Here is a 17,645-nt window from a genome sequence, read left to right on the forward strand (position 1 = left end):
TGAATCACAACGGCCGGCTCGCACCCGTGGTGACACGGCGACCGGTCCGTCCGAGAGGCATCAAGGAGGCCGGTGGTGGAAGAACCCGAGCAGTCGCCCGCGCCCCGGGGGGCGGGCGCGGTCCTGCGCAGACTCGCACCGCCGCCCGCCCTGTGCGGATTCCTGCTGCTGCTCGCGCTCGTGTTCACCGTGTCCTACGCCGTCGGAGCCCAGGCCGGCCCCGTCGCCCCCGGTATGCACGACTCCGGCGGCGACGGCGGCGGAGGAACGGGCGGCGGAGGAGCCGGCACCCACGACATGGACGACATGGACATGGATCACGGGAGTGGCGGCTGATGGCGGCGGAAGAGACACCCGTGCCCGTCGGTGAGGCTCCCGTGCTGGTCAGTACCGACCTCACCGTCGGCGGAATGACCTGCGCGGCCTGCGTCCGGCGCGTCGAGAAGAAGCTCGCCAAGCTGGACGGCGTCACCGCGACGGTCAATCTGGCCACCGGGATCGCCCGCGTCGTCCATCCCGTCGAAGTCGGCCCCGAGCAACTGGTCGCGACGGTCGAGCAGGCCGGATACACGGCCGAGCTGCCCAAGCCGCCCGAGCCCCGCCGTGAGCACCGGGACCCGGCCTCCGAAGGCGAGCCCGAGGACGCGACCGTGCGGGACCGCGAGCGGCTGCTGATCACCGTTGCGCTGTCCGTGCCGGTGCTCGTGCTGTCGATGGTGCCCGCCTGGCAGTTCCGGAACTGGCAGTGGCTGTGCTTCGTGCTGGCGGCCCCGGTCGCCGTGTGGAGCGCCTGGCCGTTCCATCTCCGGGCGCTGCGCGGGCTGCGGCATTCCACGGCCACCATGGACACCCTCGTGGCGCTGGGCGTGGTCGCCTCCTTCGGCTGGTCCGCGTACGCGCTCTTTCTCGGCGGCGCGGGCGAGCCCGGTATGACGATGCCGTTCAGTCTGCTGCCGGAAGCCTCCGACGGCATGGCGCACGTGTACCTCGAAGCCGCGGTCGGAGTCCCGCTGTTCGTGCTGACCGGCCGCTATCTGGAGGCCCGGGCCCGGCACGGCACCGGAGCCGCCCTGCGTTCACTGGCCGAGCTGGCGGCCAAGGAAGTCGCCGTACGGGACGCCGACGGAACCGAACGCCATGTGGACATTGCGGAGTTGACGGTCGGACAGACCTTCCTCGTCCGGCCCGGCGAGCGCGTGGCCACCGACGGACAGGTGGTGGAGGGCTCCTCCGCCGTCGACCTGTCCCTGGTCACCGGCGAGAGCGAACCCGTCGAGGTGCAGCCCGGCGCGGCGGTGACGGGCGGAGCCGTGAACGAGGGCGGGCTGCTCGTCGTACGCGCCACGGCGGTCGGCTCTGACACCCAACTCGCCCGCATCACCGCACTGGTGACGCAGGCTCAGGCGGGCAAGGCCAGGGCGCAGCGGCTGGCGGACTCGGTCGCCGGGGTCTTCGTACCCGTGGTGCTCGCCCTGGCGGCGACCGTCCTCGGTTTCTGGCTCGGGGCGGGGGCCGACGCGCAGGCGGCGATCACGGCCTGCGTGGCCGTCCTGGTCGTCGCGTGTCCCTGCGCGCTCGGCCTGGCCACGCCGACCGCCCTGATGGCCGCCACCGGTCGTGGGGCCCAGCTCGGAGTGCTGGTCAAGGGTCCCCAGTCCCTGGAGGGCCTCCAGCACGTCGACATCGTCGTCCTCGACAAGACCGGCACCCTCACTTCCGGGCACATGAGCGTCGCCCGGGTCACCGCGTCGGCGGGTGGGCTCGGCCGCGACGAAGTGGTGCGGCTGGCGGGGGCGGTGGAGCGGGGTTCGGAGCATCCGCTGGGCCGGGCCATCGCCTCGTACGCGGTCCGGACAGCTCAAGGAGAGCGGCTGCCCGCCGTGACGGGCTTCGTGGCCACGCCGGGGCAGGGTGTCCGGGGCCGGGTCGAGGGCCGGCTCGTGGAGGTCGTCGCCCCGGACTACGAGATGCCGGCGGACCTGGCCGACGCGCTCCCCGTGGCCGAGGCGGCCGCGCACACACCGGTCCTCGTACGCGTGGACGGTGCGGTCGAGGCACTGATCGAGGTCGGCGACGTGGTGCGCCCCGGCAGCTACCGCGCCGTGGACGCCCTGCGCCGCCTCGGGGTGCGGCCCGTTCTCGCCACCGGCGACCGGGACGCCTCGGCGAGGGCGGTCGCGGCCGCGCTCGGCATCGACGACGTGCACGCCCGCTGCACCCCCGAGGACAAGGCTGAACTGGTCCGGGAGTTGAGAGAACAGGGCCACCGCGTCGCCGTCGTGGGCGACGGTGTCAACGACGCCGCGGCCCTGGCCGGCGCCGACCTCGGCATCGCCATGGGAGGCGGCACCGACGCGGCGATCGGCGCGGCCGACGTGACCCTGGTACGCGGTGACATCGAGGCCCTCGCCGACGCCGTGCGCCTCGCCCGACGCACCCTCGGAACCATCCGCGCCAATCTGATGTGGGCCTTCGGCTACAACGTGGTGACCGTGCCGCTGGCCATGGTGGGGCTGCTCAATCCCATGGTGGCCGCCGCCGCGATGTCGGTGAGTTCCGTGCTGGTCGTCGCCAACAGCCTGCGGCTGCGCACCTGGCAGCCGTCAACGGTCCGGTCGCGCCGACCGGCCGGGAGCCGGACGGCCCGAGGGGGCGCGCGATGAGCGGAGCGTCCTCGTGGCGGCCCACGCGCCCCCGTCTCCACGACACCCTGCTGGCCGCTCTGGCCCCGGTGACCGCGTGCAGCGTCGCCCTCGGCGCTCTGACCACCTGGGTCAGTACTGGCAACGCCGGCAGCCCGCCGGAGATCTCCGTCACCGACGGCCGGGTGTGGCTGTCCTTCGGTGACACGCCGGAGACCTCCGCGTACTTCCGCATGACCAACTCCGGTGGAGCGGACGACCGTTTGGTGCGGGTGACGACGACCGCCGTCCGCGGCGGCACCACCCTCACCGGGCATCGGATGGTCACCGAGAACACCGCCACGGACCAGGAGATCGACTCGATCGCGGTGCCGTCCGGAGTGACGGTCGCCATGGCCCCGGGCAGATTCAACGTGACCCTGCGCGCGGACAAGGGCTGGGAGGAGGGCGACCTGGTGCCGTTCACGCTGCACTTCGAGCACGAGGGCGCGGTCGACGCGCTGGCGGTGGTCGGCCCGCCGAGTGCCGGCGAGTCCTGACCGGCACATCCTTCGCGTCTCCGCCGGACCGGCGTTCGCGTGGAGCGGCAGTACAGCAAGGGCCTCGGGGAGATGCTCCGGGTTCGGCAGCGGGCGCTCACCCGTGGTGGGGCGCCCCCAAGCGAAAGGCTGAGAGCGATGACCGACTTCGATGGAATGGCCGGGCTCGAACCTGTGGCGACGTTCTGCGGGGACTGCAACTGCGGTTGTCCCCAGCTGTTCGTCGACCCCGCCGCTCCCGCGGACCGGCGGGTCGTCCTCACGGACGACTTCGGCCAGCGGGTGCAGATGAGCGCCGACCAGTTCGCGAATCTGGTGTCGGACGCCAAGTCCGGCAAGCTCGACGGAGTCACGACGACCTGACGACTCCACCGTCGCCCCCTCTCAAGACCGGTCAGACGTCGACCGAGGCTGACGCGGCGCTGCCCGCTGTCCGTCCGCCCCTTGACCAACTCGCCCAAGAATCACGGGAACTCGATGCCCCCGCGGCCCGACTACTAATACGGCAGGCGAGTGCGGCTCCTTCCGGAGCCGGAGCCGGAGCCGGACGCGAACCGAGACGCTGGGGGCACAGGCTGCATGACACCCGAGTTGGACTACGCCTTCGAGGTCATACGCGCACAGTACGGAGCGGATTCGATCGTCCGGGTGGAGGAGATGCTCGCCGTAGGGGCGGGCGGCGATCGACACCCGTTGCAGAAGGGGGCCAAATGGATTCTGCCGGGACTCCCGGCCGTGCCGTGGCACGATCCCTACGGATACTCCGAGTTCCTGCCCTTCGTGAAAGAGATGGAAGCCCATCACCCGGCCATCAAGGAAGAGTTGGCCACGGCGTGGAGTGAACGCCAGGATTCCTTCTCCGACTACGAGCACTATTTGACGCGGCAACAGAACTGGCAGGCTCTCCATCTCTACCGTGACGGAGGCATGGTCGAGTCCTCGGCCGCCTCCATGCCCACGGCGTACCGGGTCCTGAGGGAGTTCGCGGTCGACACGGACATCATCTGCCCGCTGCTCGAATCCCACTTCTCCACGTTGCTTCCCGGGGCGACGGTCGCACCGCACTGCGATCTGTGGAACTTCAGCATCAACCTGCACCTCGCGGTCGACATCCCCGACGGGTGCGAGATCGCGGTCGCCGGTGAGACCCGTGGCTGGGACGAGGGACACTGTCTCCTCTTCGACTACTCGTTCGAACACGAGGCGCGCAACGGCGGAATTCGCCCGCGCACCTGTCTCCTGGTGGACCTGTGGCATCCGGAGACCACGAAACCCGAGCGGGCGGCCCTGGTAGCTCTGATCACGGAGGTGCGCCGGCTCATGGGACAAGCGTGACGCGGAAATCAATGCGCACGTAATTCCGTTCGCACCGTTCGCATTTCAACCGACCCGACATTCATTGACTGTCGGGTTTCGGTGCTGCCCTTGAATGGGAATTCCCTTCTGTTTCCTCGTTCAATTTGGTCTGTCGGTCGCCGTGTTGGCGATGCTATGGTGGCCGAAAAGGAGCGAACCCTTTCCTGGGCGGCCGCATTTCCTGTGCCGGACTCTCCGAATTCCTATTCATCATTCCGCTTCCGAGTCAGAGAGGTTGCTGTACATGTCGGTGACCGAACCGTCCCGGGCGGCCCATCGTGGACGACTCGGGATACCCCTGCTCGTGCTGGCGCTCGCGCAGCTGGTCATCGCGCTCGACTTCAACATCGTGTACGTGGCCCTGCCGGACATGGGCGAGCAACTGGGCTTCTCCGACCGATACTTGCAGTGGGTGGTCAGCGCCTACGTCGTCAGTACGGGCGGATTCCTGCTGCTGGGCGGACGGGCCGCGGACCTGCTGGGCCGACGCCGCATGTTCGTCACCGCCGCGCTGCTGTACGCCGGTTCTTCCCTCGTCGGCGGGACGGCGCAGGAGCCTTGGGTGCTCATCGCGGTCCGGGCCGTCCAGGGGATCGGGGGAGCCCTGCTGTTCCCGGCCACCCTCGCCCTGATCAACACACTCTACGAGGAAGGCCCGCTCAGGAACCGGGCGTTGGCGCTCTGGGGCGCAGCCGGAGCCGGGGGCCTGTGCTTCGGCTCGCTGCTCGGCGGCGTCCTCGTGGACGCCTTCGGCTGGCCCGCCGTGTTCCTGGTCAACGTCCCGGTGGCCGCCGGCCTGGCCCTGGCCGGCTACCGACTGTTCCCCGCCGACCGGGCCCGCGACCGCACACGCCGCTTCGACATCGCAGGAGCGCTGAGTGCAACGGGCGGGCTCACCCTGCTGGTGTTCCTGCTCGTGCACGCCCCGGCCGCGGGCTGGCTCAGCGGAGGAGCCCTGGCGAGCGCGGCCGGGGCCGTGGTCCTGCTGGCCGTGTTCGCCGCGGTGGAGAGCCGGTCAGGCGACCCACTCCTCCCGGGGCGGCTGCTGGCACACCGCGGACTGCTCGCCGCGATGGGCCTGACGGCCCTGTACAGCGCGGCCTTCAGCTCCCTGCCGTACTTCCTCACCCTCTATTTCCAGCGCGTGCACGGCTACAGCGCGCTGGCGACCGGGTTCGCCTTCCTCCTCCCCGCCGTGGTGGTCGCACTCGGCACCCAGGCGGGGGAGCGGACGGTGGCCGCTCTCGGCACGCGCCGCATGCTGGCCGGGGGCTTGATGCTGGGCGCCGTCGGATCGGTGGCGCTCGTGCTCGGGCTCGGCACCGACCGGGGCTACACGGCACTGCTCCCCGGGATCGTGCTGCTCGGCATCGGACAGGGAGCCGCCTGGACCGGCATGTGGATCGCCGCGTCCTCCGGAATCGCGCCGGAGGACCAGGGCCTCGCCTCGGGCATGGCGTCCACCACGCTTCAGGTCGGCGGCGCCGTCGGACTCGCCGTCCTGGTCGCGGTGGCCGGCGGAATAGGCCAGCAGACCGACGTCCGCGCCCTCCTCGACGGCATCAGGGTGGCCGTACTGGTCATGGCCGCCGCGCTGGGCTGCGGCGCGCTCGCCACCCTCACCCTGCGCCAGAGGCCCGGATAGACCGGTCACCTCACGCGCCCGCACCACAGATCTACCCTCCTGCCTCCGGTGTTCTTCGGCCGCCACCGGGGCGAGGGCGACGACCGCCCGAGCCCGACCTCCCCGGAGCCGCTCCCGATCTCCGGCCACCCCCACCTGCCACCCCCTGGAGCCCACCCATGCCCCTCGCCGCCGTAGACGCGGCCGTGCCCGCCGCGTCGGCCGCCGCAGTCCTGTGCTCGGTTGGTGTCTGGGTGCCGCCCCACGTGGTGACCAACGAAGAACTGGCCCGTCGGCTCGACACCGACGACGCCTGGATCCGTACCCGTACCGGCATCCGCGCCCGCCATGTGCTCGCGCCCGGCCAGGCCACCTCCGACCTCGCCGTCGAGGCGGGACGCCGCGCGCTCACCGACGCGGACGGCGAAGGCGCGGACGGCGAAGGCGCGGACGGCGAAGGCGTGGACGGCGTGGACGCCGTGATCGTCGCCACCACCACACCCGACCGCACCTGCCCGGCCACCGCCCCGCTCGTCGCGTCCCGCCTGGGGCTGACCGGAGCGGCCGCGTTCGACGTGGCCGCCGTCTGCACCGGATTCGTCTACGGCCTCGCCACCGCCGCCGGACTCATCGCGTCCGGAGTCGCCCGACGCGTACTCCTCATCGGCGCCGACGCCTACTCGACCCTCGTGGACCCGATGGACCGGGCCAACGCCGTCATCTTCGGCGACGGCGCCGGAGCGGTCCTCCTGCGGGCCGGACACGCCGACGAGCCCGGCGCGCTCGGCCCCTTCGACCTCGGCAGCGACGGCACCCACGAGGACATGATCACGGTGGCAGCCGGCGGCTCCCGCGTGCCCTTGACCCCCGAGACCAGCCGGGCCGATCGGCACTTCGCGATGCGCGGCAAGGAGGTCTACCGGCATGCCGTGACCCGGATGACGGAGTCGGCCCGCACGGTGCTCGACCGGGCCGGCCGGAAGACCGACGACGTCGACCTCTTCGTACCGCACCAGGCCAACCTGCGGATCCTCCGCTCGGTCGCCGAGGAGCTGGGCCTGCCCCTGGAGCGCTGCGCCACCCACGTGGAGTCCGTGGGCAACACGGGCGCCGCGTCCATCCCGCTCGCCCTGGCCGACGCCGCAGCCCGAGGGACCCTCGCGCGCGGAGACCGACTGCTGCTCACGGCGTTCGGAGGCGGCCTCACCTGGGGCTCGTGCCTCCTGACCTGGCCCTGACCCCCCGACTCCGCCCCCACCGCACGACCTGCCCGAACCCGGCACGCCCGACAAGGAGAGACAACGCATCCATGAGCACCACCTACGAACGACTCGCCGACATCGTCGGCCGGCTGCACGACGTCCCGGCCGAACGGATCCGCCCGGAGGCCACCTTCGGCGAACTCGACGTCGACTCGCTGACGATGGTCGAGATCAGCATCCGCATCGAGCGCGACCTGGGTGTGGTCGTCCCCGACAGCGAACTCGAACCCGACCTCACCCTCGCCCAGGCCGTCGAGCTGATCGAGGCCAAGCAACCGGCCTGATCCGGCGAGCCAACGGCCGCTCACCGGCCGCCGGTTGACCTGATCCACCCCCAAGCAGCGCTCCCCACCGGAAAGGACGTACCTCCGTGCGCATCACCGACCAGTACGGCGCGGCTCTCGGCGCCGTCGTCGAGGACTTCGACCACACCACCGCCTCCGCCGCCGACGTCGAGGCTCTCAAGAGGGCCGTCCACACCAGGAAGATCGCCGTCCTGAAGGACCAGGACCTCACCCCGCAGGGCTTCCTCGACCTCGGCAGGCGCCTCGGCCGCCCGGAGACCTACTACGAGCCGATGTACCAGCACCCCGAGGTCCCGGAGGTCTTCGTCTCCTCCAACGTGCCCGAGAACGGCAAGCAGATCGGCGTACCCAAGACCGGCAAGTTCTGGCACGCCGACTACCAGTTCATGCCCGACCCCTTCGGCATCACCCTGATCTACCCGCAGGTGATACCGGAGAAGAACCGCGGCACCTACTTCATCGACATGGGCCCGGCCTACGAACGGCTGCCCGAGGAGCTGAAGAAGGAGATCGAGAACACGTACTGCACCCACTCCGTGCGCAAGTACTTCAAGATCCGCCCGCACGACGTGTACCGCCCCATCTCGGAGATCATCGACGAGATCGAGCGGAAGACCCCGGCCGTACGCCAGCCCACCACCTTCACCCACCCGATGACCGGCGAGACCGTCCTGTACCTCAGCGAGGGCTTCACCGTCGGCATCGAGGACGCGGACGGCAACCCGCTCGACGAGGAACTCCTCAAGCGGCTGTTCGAGGCGACCGGACAGTACGACGACACCTTCGAGCACCCCAACATCCACCTCCAGAGCTTCGAGAAGGGCGACCTGCTGGTGTGGGACAACCGCAGCCTCATCCACCGGGCCCGGCACACCACGACGCCCGAACCCACGGTCTCGTACCGCGTCACCGTGCACGACGAACGCAGGCTGCACGACGGGATCGCCGCCGCATGACCACCACCGCCGGGGAGCGCACCGTTCACGACACGGACGAGGAACTGCTCGCGCGGGTCCTGACCCCCTACAAGGCCCACTGCAAGTACCTGCGCTCGGCCGTCGTCACCGCACGCGAGGGACTGACCGCCGCCCGCTGCGAGTTCGCCATCGCCGAGTCCTGTTACATCGACGACACCGGCCACCTGAACTCGGTCGAGGTCAACATCGCCTACAACCAGATGATGTACTACCTCGTCGCCAAGTCCGTCCAGGAGAAGCTGCTGACCGGCTTCGAGGACTGGACGGTGGACGACTTCTGGCGGCACCAGCTGCCGGACATCCTCATCGCCCGCTTCGCCTCCCAGTTCCGCAGGCCCGTCAACCCCCCTGCCTTCCAAGGGGAGATGGAGTTCACCTCCGTCACCCGGCGCGCTCCCGCCGGCGCCGACCCGTTCCTGCACGCCCGCACCGTCCACCGGTTCTGGGACGCCGACGGAGGCCGCTGCGACGGCGAGGCGACGCTCGCCTTCGTCAACATCACCTGAACCGCGCCCACTCGGAACACCGGCACAGCCACCCGCGTACCCACACAACGGAGCCCCCCGCATGGACGCGTCACCGACCCCGTCCCACCCCGCCCAGGAGCCCCCGGCACGCCCGCGCACCCTCGTCGACACCGCTCGCCTGCACGCCCAGCGGCAGCCGGACACCCCGGCCGTGCTGTGCGAGGGCCGCGAGCTGACCTACCGCGCCCTGCACGAGGAGAGCAACCGCGTCGCCCACGCCCTGCGGGCCGCTGGACTCGAACCCGGCGACCGAGTCGCCTACCTGGGCAAGGAGTCGGAGCACTACTACGAGATCCTCTTCGCCTGCGCCAAGACCGGCACCGTGCTTGTGCCCGTGAACTGGCGGCTGACCGCGCCCGAGGTCAGCCACATCCTCCAGGACTCCGGTACCCGACTGCTGTTCCTGGAGGAGGAGTTCCGGCGCATCGTCGACGCCATGCCGACCGAGCCGCCCGGGACCGTCGTCACTCTCGACGGCGGCGAGGGCATCGCCGCCTGGAAGGCCGCGCACCCCGCCGACGACACCGGCGCGTTCGAGGCCGCCCGGGACGCACCGATCGCCCAGCTCTACACCAGCGGCACCACCGGACTGCCCAAGGGTGTCGTCCTCGCCCACCGCAGCTTCTTCGCCATCGCCGACGCGATGGCCGAGGCGGGCGTCGACTGGATCGACTGGCGCCCGGGTGACATCGCACTGATCGGCATCCCCGGCTTCCACATCGGCGGGCTGTGGTGGGCCACGCAGAACTTCAACGCCGGTACCACCGTGGTCGCGATGCGTGCCTTCGCTGCCCGCCAGGCGGTCGACCTGATCCGCGACCTGGGCATCACCACCGCCTGCGTCGTCCCCGCGATGCTCCGCATGATGCTCGCCGAACCCGGCGTGGACGCCAAGGACTTCACCACCCTGCGCAAGACCGTCTACGGCGGATCCCCGATCTCCGAAGCCCTGCTCACCGAGAGCCTCGCCGTCCTGGACTGCGAGTTCGCCCAGATCTACGGACTGACCGAGACCGGCAACACCGCCGTCTGTCTGCCGCCCGCCGCACACACGCCCGGCACCCCGCTCATGCAGGCCGCCGGCCGCCCCTATCCCGGCGTACGGGTCAAGGTAATCGACGACGAGGGCCGCGAACTGCCCGCCGGAGCCGTCGGCGAGGTGTGCCTGGCCACGCCCGCGCACATGGTCGAGTACTGGCACCTGCCCGACAAGACCGCCGAGACACTCGTCGCGGGCTGGATCCACACCGGTGACGCCGGTTACGTCGACACCGACGGCTACCTCTTCATCCGCGACCGTATCAAGGACGCCATCCTCGTCGCCGGGGAGAACGTCTACCCCGCGGAGATCGAGAACGTCCTGGAACACCACCCCGAGGTGGCCGAAGCGGTGATCGTCGGAGCCCCGGACGAGCGGTGGGGCGAATACGTGCACGCCTTCGTCGTCCCCGCCGACGGAGCCTCCCTCACTCCGAGGGACCTCCACACCTTCCTCGTCCCGCGGCTCGCCGCCTTCAAGCTGCCGGCCCGCTACGAGTTCATCGACCACGTCCCGCGCAACCCCAGCGGCAAGATCCTCCGCCGCGAACTGCGCGACCGGTTCTGGCGCGACGCGGAGCGCAAGGTCAACTGACGCCCGACGCCCGCCCGCTGTCCGGCCGAGCTATTCGAAAGAGACCGACACCATGGCATCTCCCCTCACCCTGGAGACGTTCCGCGCGGACCTCGCGGAACACCTCTACCAGCAACCCGACGAAGTCGACCTGGACGGCAGCCCGTTCGACGCGGGCATGGACTCACTGCGCATCGTGACGCTGATCGAGCAGTGGCGGGAGGCGGGCGTCGAGGTCACCTTCGTCGAACTCGCCGAACGCGCCACGTTCGCCGACTGGTGGCACCTGCTCTCCGAACGGACGGGAGCCGCCCGTGCCGACGACTGACCGCGCCGAGGCCGCCCCGGGCCGCCCCCTGCTCCCCGCCCAGGAGGGCATCTGGACCGGCCAGTGCCTGGACCCGGACAGCCCCGCCTACAACACGGCCGAATACGTCCTCATCGAGGGCCCGGTGGACGGGGACGCCTTCGACCGCGCGGTGCACCACGTCGTCGCCGAGACGGAGGCACTGAACGTGTCCTTCGCCGCGGACGGCGACGGCCGTGCCCGGGAGGTACCCGCCCCGGCGGACGGCTGGCGGCTGCACCGGGCCGACCTCTCCACCGAGCCCGACCCACTGGCCTGCGCCCTGTCCTGGATCGGCATGGACATGGACCGTCCGGTCGACCTGGCCCGCGGCCCCGTCTTCGGACACGCGCTGCTGCGCCTCTCCGACGACCGCTACCTCTGGTACCACCGTGTGCACCACATCGCCCTCGACGGCTTCGGACTCTCCCTCGTCGCCCGCCGGGTCGCCGAGGTCTACACAGCCCTGGTGACCGGCCGACCCGTCGGCGACAGCGGCTTCGGCACCCTGGCCGCGGTGCGCGAGGAGGAGGACGCCTACCGCAACTCCGAGCGCCGCGCCCGCGACCGCGCCCACTGGACCGGGCGCTACGCGGACCGCCCCGACGTCGCGAGCCCGGCCGGGCGTACCGCCCTGCCCGCCCGCGGCTTCCACCGGAACGTCGCCGACCTCGACGCCGCACAGGCCAAGACCCTGCGGGCCACCGCCCGGGAACTGCGCGTGACCTGGTCCGAGATCGTCCTCGCGGTGACCGCCGCCCACCTGCACCGTGTGACCGGCGCCCCCGAGATCGTCCTGAGCGTGCCCGCGATGGGCCGCCTCGGCTCCGTCGCCCTGCGGGTACCGTGCATGGTCCGCAACATCCTGCCCCTGCGGGTGACGGTCGGGCCCGGCGACACCCTGCGCGAGCTGACGGCCCGCGTCTCGACGGAACTGCGGGCCGGCCTGCCCCACCAGCGCTACCGGTACGAGCAGTTGCGCCGCGACCTGAAACTGGTGGGCGGACAGCGGCGCCTGTCCGGTCCCGGCGTCAACGTCATGCCGTTCGCGTACGACCTGCGCTTCGCGGGTCACCGCAGCACGGTCCACAACGTCTCCGCCGGTCCCGTCGACGACCTCGCCTTCAACGTCTACGACCGCTCCGAGGGCGGCGGCCTCAGATTCGCCGTCGACGGCAACCCCGACCTGTACACGGAGGAGGAGGTGGCCGCACACCAGCGGCACCTGTTCGACCTGCTCGACGCGGCCGTCGCGGCCCCCGACGAGCCGCTCACCACCCTCGCCCAGCACGACCACGCCCTCGGCACAGGGACCGCACCCGTCGTCCTGGACGGCGGCCCGCTCCCGGGCCCCGATCGCACGGTCATCGCCCTGATGGCCGACCGGGCGGCCTGGCACGGCGAGACCGTGGCCCTCGAACAGGACGGCAGACAGGTCAGCTACGCGCAGCTGATCCGGTCGGCGGGCGAGTTCGCGGGACGGCTGGCGGATCAGGGCATCGGCCAGGGGGACCTGGTCGCCGTCGCCCTCCCGCGCGGCATCGAAGCGATCACCGCCCTGCTGGGCGTGCTGCTCTCCGGGGCGGCGTACTGCCCCCTCGACCCCACCGCACCCGCGAGCCGTACCGATGAACTGCTCGCCTCCGCCCGCCCCGCGCTCCTACTGACCGCGGACGACCCGAACGCCTCGGGCCGCACGGCCGGCCGCGCCCCCGATGCACCGGAGTTGGACGACCTCGCCTACGTCATCCACACCTCCGGATCCACCGGAAAGCCCAAGGGCGTGGAGACCGGCCACCGGGCCCTGTCCCGCTTCGTACGCGGCGCCGCGCACCGCTACGGCCTCCGCCCCGAGGACCGGGTCCTGCAGTTCGCGCCACTGCACTTCGACGCCAGCGTGGAAGAGATCTTCCTGGCACTCTGCACCGGCGCCACCCTCGTCATCCGCCCCGAGGACATGACCGACTCGGTGCCCGGCTTCCTCGCCGCATGCGCCCGACTGAACATCAGCTTCCTCGATCTGCCCACCGCCTACTGGCACGAGATCGCCTACACCGTCTCCACCGGCACGGCAGCCGTGCCCGAGGCCGTCCGGACCGTCGTCGTCGGAGGGGAAGCGGCCCTCGCGGACCGCGTCGACCGGTGGCGCAAGGCCGTGGGCACCTCCGTCCGCCTGTTCAACACCTACGGACCGACCGAGGCGACCGTCGTGGCCACCGTCGCCGACCTGCACGACCCCGCGCTCACGCCCGGCGACGTCCCGATCGGCCTGCCCCTGCCCGGCACCCGGGCCGCCGTGGCGGACGGCGAGCTGTATCTGCTCGGGGGAAACCTGGCCGACGGCTACCGTGACGCCTCCGAGGAGGAGCGGGCCAGGTTCGCCCCGCTCACCGGACTGCCCGGCGCACCACGCGCCTACCGCACCGGCGACCTGGTCTCCGTCGGGGCGGACGGCCAACTCCGCTTTCACGGCAGGGCCGACGACGAGTTCAAGATCAGCGGTCACCGTGTGCAGCCCACCGAGGTCGAGAACGCGCTGCTCGCGCACCCCGACGTCCTCGACGCCGCCGTCGTCGGCCAGGTCCTGGCGGACGGGACGCGACGGCTCGTGGCCCACCTCGTCGCGGGCACCAGACCCCCGACCGCCGGGAGCGTACGCGACCATCTACGGGCCCGGCTGCCGGCCGCGATGATCCCGTCCGCCATCGAGTTCACCGACGCCCTGCCCCGCACCTCCTCCGGCAAGACCGACCGGACCCGCCTCGCGGCCCTGGTCCCCGCGCCCGCGACCGACGGCAACACCGCCGAATCCGACGGGACCTTGCTGCGCACCATCACCAGCGTCTGGAGACTGGTACTGGGCGGTGTCGAAGTCGGCCCGCACGACGACGTGTTCGACCTCGGCGCACAGTCCCTCCAGGCCATCCAGGCCGCCAACCGCCTCGGCGTCGAACTCGGCCGGGACCTCAAGGTCGCCTGGTTCTTCCAGTACGCGACCCCCGCGGAACTCGCACTCTTCCTGAACCGCGAAACCCCGACCGGCGAACAACCCGGCCCCGCCGAACCGCAGTTGCCGCCAACCCTGCTCGCCGACACAGTCCTGGACCCCGACCTGCGTCCGGCGGGTAACGCCCCTCGCCCGACCGCAGACCCGCAGCGCGTCCTGCTGACCGGCGCCACCGGCTTCGTCGGCGTGCACCTGCTGGCCGAACTGCTTCAGCGCACCCGCGCCGAGATCGTCTGCCCGGTCCGCGCCGGGGACGAGGCCGAGGCTAACGCCCGCATCCGTGCCGCCCTGCACACCCACGCACTCCAGCCGTCCCACGCGGACCTGGACCGGGTGACCGCCGTACCCGCCGACCTCGCCCTGCCCCGACTCGGCCTGTCCGAACCGCGGTTCCAGGAACTGGCCGCCACCTGCGACGCCCTCTTCCACAATGGTGCCGTGGTCAGCATCATGCGCGAGTACGCCACCCTGCGCGCCGCCAACCTCGACTCCACCCGAGAACTCCTGCGCATGGCCGCCGAGCGCGCGATCCCCCTGCACTACGTCTCCACCCTCTCCGTGGCCCCGCCCGCCTCCCACAGCCCCGAAGTGCCGGAGGACTTCCTGCCCGCCCACCCGGGACTGCGCTACGGCTACCAGCAGTCCAAGTGGGCCTCCGAACGGCTGCTGGAACAGGCCGCCCAGCGGGGCTTCCCGGTCACCGTGCACCGGCTCGGACGCGTGGTGGGACCGGCCTCGACCGGCCACGTCAACGAACGGGACTTCCTGTGGAGCGTGCTCCGGGCCGGCATACCGGAAGGGATCGTCCCCGAGCTGTTCGACGCGGAGACATGGAACCCCGCCGACCGGGTCGCGGCGGCCGTCGTCCACCTCGCCCTCGCACAACCAGCAACCACCCCAAAGGTGTTCAACCACGCCGCCGAGGCCCCCGTTCGCATGACCGACGTCTACTCATGGCTCACGGAGTACGGCTACCCGTGCCGCGTGCTGCCGCTGACCGCATGGCGGACCCTGCTGCCCGGCACCGCGCCGGACGCGGCGGCCCTGCTGGCCTTCCTCGACACCTGGACACCTGGCACCGGCACCCTCACCGGCCTCGGCCCGGGACACATCCGCGCCGACCACGTGCGCGAGGGCCTGCGCGACTCCGGCATCGACTCCACGCCCCTCGACCGCTCGGACTTCTTCCGTCACCTGGACCACTGCGTCGCCTCAGGAGCCCTGCCACAACCGACGGTTGAGCCCTCCCGAGTCTCCGCTCCCAAGTCCCGCCAAGACACGAACAAGCCGGAAACCGCCGGGAACCAACCCGACACCGCATCCGACTACTGCGACAGAACATGAGTCACCCACGACTCCGCACCCAAGGAGCCCCCATGCCGAAGCAACGGCCCTTCGCCGTCGCCCTGGTCACGTCCCTCTGTCTGCTGACGGCCGCCTGCGCCGACTCCTCCACGGACTCCAAGGAGACGACCGACAAGACCGACAACGCCGCTGCTGCCAAGGCCGGTTACCCCGTCACCCTCGACAACTGCGGAGTGACCGAGGAGTTCACCAAGGCCCCGAGCCGGGTCGTCGTCATGAACGGCGCCTCGGTCGCCGAGGTCTCCACCCTGCTCGCCCTGGGCGTCGAGGACAGGATCGTCGCCAACCAGCAGACCTACGGCGCCTCCGAGGTCCCCGGCCGCGCCGACGCCATCAAGAAGCTGCCCACCGGCGACGTCAAACAGAACGACGCCTACGACATCCCGCGCGAGGCGATGCTCGGCCTCCGCCCCGACCTGGTGCTCTCCACCACCTCGTACGGCTACGACGAGAAGAACGGCTTCGCCACCCGCGACCAGCTCCAGCAGACCGGAGCCAACTCCTATGTCTCCCCGAAGGGCTGCGACCAGGACACCTCCGGGATGACCATCGCCGACAGCTACCAACTGCTTCGCGACATGGGCAAGGTCTTCGACGTCAGCGACAAGGCCGAGAAGATCGTCGCCGACTCCGAGAAGAACATCGCCGCCGTCGCCGCGAAGGTCAAGAGCGAGAAGAAGCCCAAGGTCATGGTGCTCTTCTCCAACATGTCCATGGGCGGCAACGACTTCAGCTCGGTCGTCGCCAAGGGCATCTACAACGACATCCTCGCCAAGGCCGGCGGCGCCAACGCCTTCGAGGACGCCTCGGAGACCTCCTTCGCCGACCTCAGCAAGGAGAAGGTCGCCGCCACCGACGTGGACGCCCTCGTCGTCATCGGATACAACGACCCGAACCCGGGTGCGTACGCCAAGAAGCTTCTCAAGGAGTTCCCGCAGTGGCCCGCGGCCAAGAACAACACGTACGTGACGCTGTCGGACTCGATGTACCTCGGCCCCAGCAACGACCTCGCCGTCGAGAAGATCGCGAAGATGCTGCACCCCGACGCGTTCTGAGCCGCCTGGGCGTGTGGGGAGGCTCCCTCGTCCTGCTCGCCGTGCTGATCGCCGTCATGATCGTGGCGATCAGCATCGGCGCGGTCAACGTGCCCGTCGGACAGGTGTGGAGCATCGTCGTCCACCACGTCACCGGACAGGGCGCCACGAGCGACCCCGCCACGGACCAGATCGTCTGGAACTTCCGCACCCCCCGCGTCGCCCTGGCCGCACTGGTCGGCGCCGGGCTCGCGGTCACCGGAGCGGTGCTCCAGACCCTGGTGTCCAACCCGCTGGCCGACCCCATCGTCCTCGGCTTCTCCTACGGTGCCTCCCTCGGCGCCGTCCTGGTCATCACCCTGGGCGGCGCCGCCCTCGGCGGCATCGGCGTCTCCGGCGCGGCCTTCGTGGGGGCGCTCGCGGCGGGGGTCCTCGTCTTCGCCCTCGGCCGGCGGGCGGGACGGCTCGCGCCGACCCGCCTGGTGCTGGCCGGCGTCGCCGTCGGCTACGTCCTGCTCTCGGCGACCAGCTTCGTCCAACTCCAGGCCACGCCGACAGAGTTGCGCACGGTGATGTTCTGGATGCTGGGGAGCGTGGCCGGGGCCCAGTGGAGCCAACTGCCCGCCGTCACCGTCGTGGTGATCACCTGCACCGCCCTGCTCACCCTGTTCGGCAAGCGCCTGAACGCCCTGCTCGCCGGGGACGAGTCCGCCACCGCGCTCGGCGTCGACGTCAACCGGCTGCGTGCCCTGCTGCTGGTGATCAGCGCCCTGCTCACCGGCACCGTCATCGCGGTGGCGGGCAGTATCGGCTTCGTCGGCCTGATGATCCCCCACCTGGTCCGCCTCACCCTGGGCGCCGACCACCGCAGACTGCTGCCGCTGACCGCGCTGCTCGGCGCCGTCTACCTCGTCCTCGTCGACCTGCTCTCCCGCACCGTCAACCGCCCCAACGAACTCCCCCTGGGCATCCTCACCGCCCTCCTGGGCGCCCCCTTCTTCCTGTGGCTGCTGCGCCGCAGCAAGGGCCTGGACAACGCATGAGGCGGA

Annotated in this window: 15 protein-coding genes; all 15 read left to right on the top strand. The window is 71.0% G+C overall.

All coding sequences use genetic code 11. The features are described 5' to 3' along the window. Nucleotides 1-75: 75 nt before the first annotated feature. The gene (locus tag AB0E07_RS09160) at nt 76-336 is read left to right on the top strand and encodes a hypothetical protein (RefSeq protein WP_362247793.1); all 261 of its coding nucleotides are present in this window, start codon (nt 76-78) and stop codon (nt 334-336) included. After that, entirely contained in the window at nt 336-2,663 is a 2,328-nt protein-coding gene (locus AB0E07_RS09165) for a heavy metal translocating P-type ATPase (RefSeq protein WP_362247795.1), read from the top strand. The genes AB0E07_RS09160 and AB0E07_RS09165 overlap by 1 nt, the downstream gene beginning before the upstream one ends. Beyond that, nucleotides 2,660-3,181 carry a copper chaperone PCu(A)C gene (locus AB0E07_RS09170; RefSeq protein ID WP_362247797.1) on the top strand — a complete coding sequence of 174 codons (522 nt, stop codon included), beginning with the start codon at nt 2,660-2,662 and terminating at the stop codon, nt 3,179-3,181. The genes AB0E07_RS09165 and AB0E07_RS09170 overlap by 4 nt, the downstream gene beginning before the upstream one ends. A gap of 138 nt (nt 3,182-3,319) precedes the next feature. After that, nucleotides 3,320-3,544 carry a hypothetical protein gene (locus AB0E07_RS09175; RefSeq protein WP_362247799.1) on the top strand — a complete coding sequence of 75 codons (225 nt, stop codon included), beginning with the start codon at nt 3,320-3,322 and terminating at the stop codon, nt 3,542-3,544. Between the two features lie 216 nt (nt 3,545-3,760). Next, nucleotides 3,761-4,516 carry an aspartyl/asparaginyl beta-hydroxylase domain-containing protein gene (locus tag AB0E07_RS09180; RefSeq protein ID WP_362247801.1) on the top strand — a complete coding sequence of 252 codons (756 nt, stop codon included), beginning with the start codon at nt 3,761-3,763 and terminating at the stop codon, nt 4,514-4,516. Between the two features lie 265 nt (nt 4,517-4,781). Continuing rightward, a complete protein-coding gene (locus AB0E07_RS09185) occupies nt 4,782-6,182 on the top strand; it encodes an MFS transporter (protein WP_362247803.1) in 1,401 nt (466 codons plus the stop codon). Nucleotides 6,183-6,340: 158 nt separating this feature from the next. Next, nucleotides 6,341-7,399: a beta-ketoacyl-ACP synthase III gene (locus tag AB0E07_RS09190; protein WP_362247805.1), complete on the top strand. Its 1,059-nt coding sequence runs from the start codon at nt 6,341-6,343 to the stop codon at nt 7,397-7,399. A gap of 71 nt (nt 7,400-7,470) precedes the next feature. Then, nucleotides 7,471-7,707 carry a phosphopantetheine-binding protein gene (locus AB0E07_RS09195; RefSeq protein WP_362247807.1) on the top strand — a complete coding sequence of 79 codons (237 nt, stop codon included), beginning with the start codon at nt 7,471-7,473 and terminating at the stop codon, nt 7,705-7,707. A gap of 86 nt (nt 7,708-7,793) precedes the next feature. Then, nucleotides 7,794-8,684, top strand: a complete 891-nt coding sequence (locus AB0E07_RS09200; RefSeq protein WP_362247809.1) for a TauD/TfdA family dioxygenase — start codon at nt 7,794-7,796, stop codon at nt 8,682-8,684. Beyond that, on the top strand, nt 8,681-9,211 hold the full coding sequence (locus AB0E07_RS09205; protein WP_362247811.1) for an FcoT family thioesterase: 531 nt from the start codon (nt 8,681-8,683) through the stop codon (nt 9,209-9,211). Before AB0E07_RS09200 ends, AB0E07_RS09205 begins: the two co-directional genes overlap by 4 nt. Nucleotides 9,212-9,272: 61 nt before the next feature. Continuing rightward, complete coding sequence (locus AB0E07_RS09210) at nt 9,273-10,865, top strand: long-chain-fatty-acid--CoA ligase (RefSeq protein ID WP_362247813.1); 1,593 nt, start codon at nt 9,273-9,275, stop codon at nt 10,863-10,865. Nucleotides 10,866-10,917: 52 nt separating this feature from the next. Then, nucleotides 10,918-11,172, top strand: coding sequence for a phosphopantetheine-binding protein (locus AB0E07_RS09215; protein WP_362247815.1), 255 nt, complete (start codon nt 10,918-10,920; stop codon nt 11,170-11,172). Next, on the top strand, nt 11,159-15,541 hold the full coding sequence (locus AB0E07_RS09220; RefSeq protein ID WP_362247817.1) for an amino acid adenylation domain-containing protein: 4,383 nt from the start codon (nt 11,159-11,161) through the stop codon (nt 15,539-15,541). The genes AB0E07_RS09215 and AB0E07_RS09220 overlap by 14 nt, the downstream gene beginning before the upstream one ends. Before the next feature lie 32 nt (nt 15,542-15,573). Next, nucleotides 15,574-16,617, top strand: a complete 1,044-nt coding sequence (locus AB0E07_RS09225) for an ABC transporter substrate-binding protein (RefSeq protein ID WP_362247819.1) — start codon at nt 15,574-15,576, stop codon at nt 16,615-16,617. 56 nt (nt 16,618-16,673) lie between these two features. Next, nucleotides 16,674-17,639 carry an iron ABC transporter permease gene (locus tag AB0E07_RS09230; protein WP_362248308.1) on the top strand — a complete coding sequence of 322 codons (966 nt, stop codon included), beginning with the start codon at nt 16,674-16,676 and terminating at the stop codon, nt 17,637-17,639. Nucleotides 17,640-17,645: the final 6 nt, after the last annotated feature.

The organism is Streptomyces sp. NPDC048002, from assembly GCF_040653275.1.
Taxonomy (GTDB): domain Bacteria; phylum Actinomycetota; class Actinomycetes; order Streptomycetales; family Streptomycetaceae; genus Streptomyces.

Excerpts from the sequence above, each read along its gene's own strand:
- AB0E07_RS09195 (WP_362247807.1), top strand. The coding sequence starts at position 7,471 with ATGAGCACCACCTACGAACGACTCGCCGACATCGTCGGCCGGCTGCAC.
- AB0E07_RS09230 (WP_362248308.1), top strand. The coding sequence starts at position 16,674 with ATGATCGTGGCGATCAGCATCGGCGCGGTCAACGTGCCCGTCGGACAG.
- AB0E07_RS09225 (WP_362247819.1), top strand. The coding sequence starts at position 15,574 with ATGCCGAAGCAACGGCCCTTCGCCGTCGCCCTGGTCACGTCCCTCTGT.
- AB0E07_RS09185 (WP_362247803.1), top strand. The coding sequence starts at position 4,782 with ATGTCGGTGACCGAACCGTCCCGGGCGGCCCATCGTGGACGACTCGGG.
- AB0E07_RS09205 (WP_362247811.1), top strand. The coding sequence starts at position 8,681 with ATGACCACCACCGCCGGGGAGCGCACCGTTCACGACACGGACGAGGAA.
- AB0E07_RS09180 (WP_362247801.1), top strand. The coding sequence starts at position 3,761 with ATGACACCCGAGTTGGACTACGCCTTCGAGGTCATACGCGCACAGTAC.
- AB0E07_RS09215 (WP_362247815.1), top strand. The coding sequence starts at position 10,918 with ATGGCATCTCCCCTCACCCTGGAGACGTTCCGCGCGGACCTCGCGGAA.
- AB0E07_RS09190 (WP_362247805.1), top strand. The coding sequence starts at position 6,341 with ATGCCCCTCGCCGCCGTAGACGCGGCCGTGCCCGCCGCGTCGGCCGCC.
- AB0E07_RS09175 (WP_362247799.1), top strand. The coding sequence starts at position 3,320 with ATGACCGACTTCGATGGAATGGCCGGGCTCGAACCTGTGGCGACGTTC.
- AB0E07_RS09210 (WP_362247813.1), top strand. The coding sequence starts at position 9,273 with ATGGACGCGTCACCGACCCCGTCCCACCCCGCCCAGGAGCCCCCGGCA.
- AB0E07_RS09165 (WP_362247795.1), top strand. The coding sequence starts at position 336 with ATGGCGGCGGAAGAGACACCCGTGCCCGTCGGTGAGGCTCCCGTGCTG.
- AB0E07_RS09170 (WP_362247797.1), top strand. The coding sequence starts at position 2,660 with ATGAGCGGAGCGTCCTCGTGGCGGCCCACGCGCCCCCGTCTCCACGAC.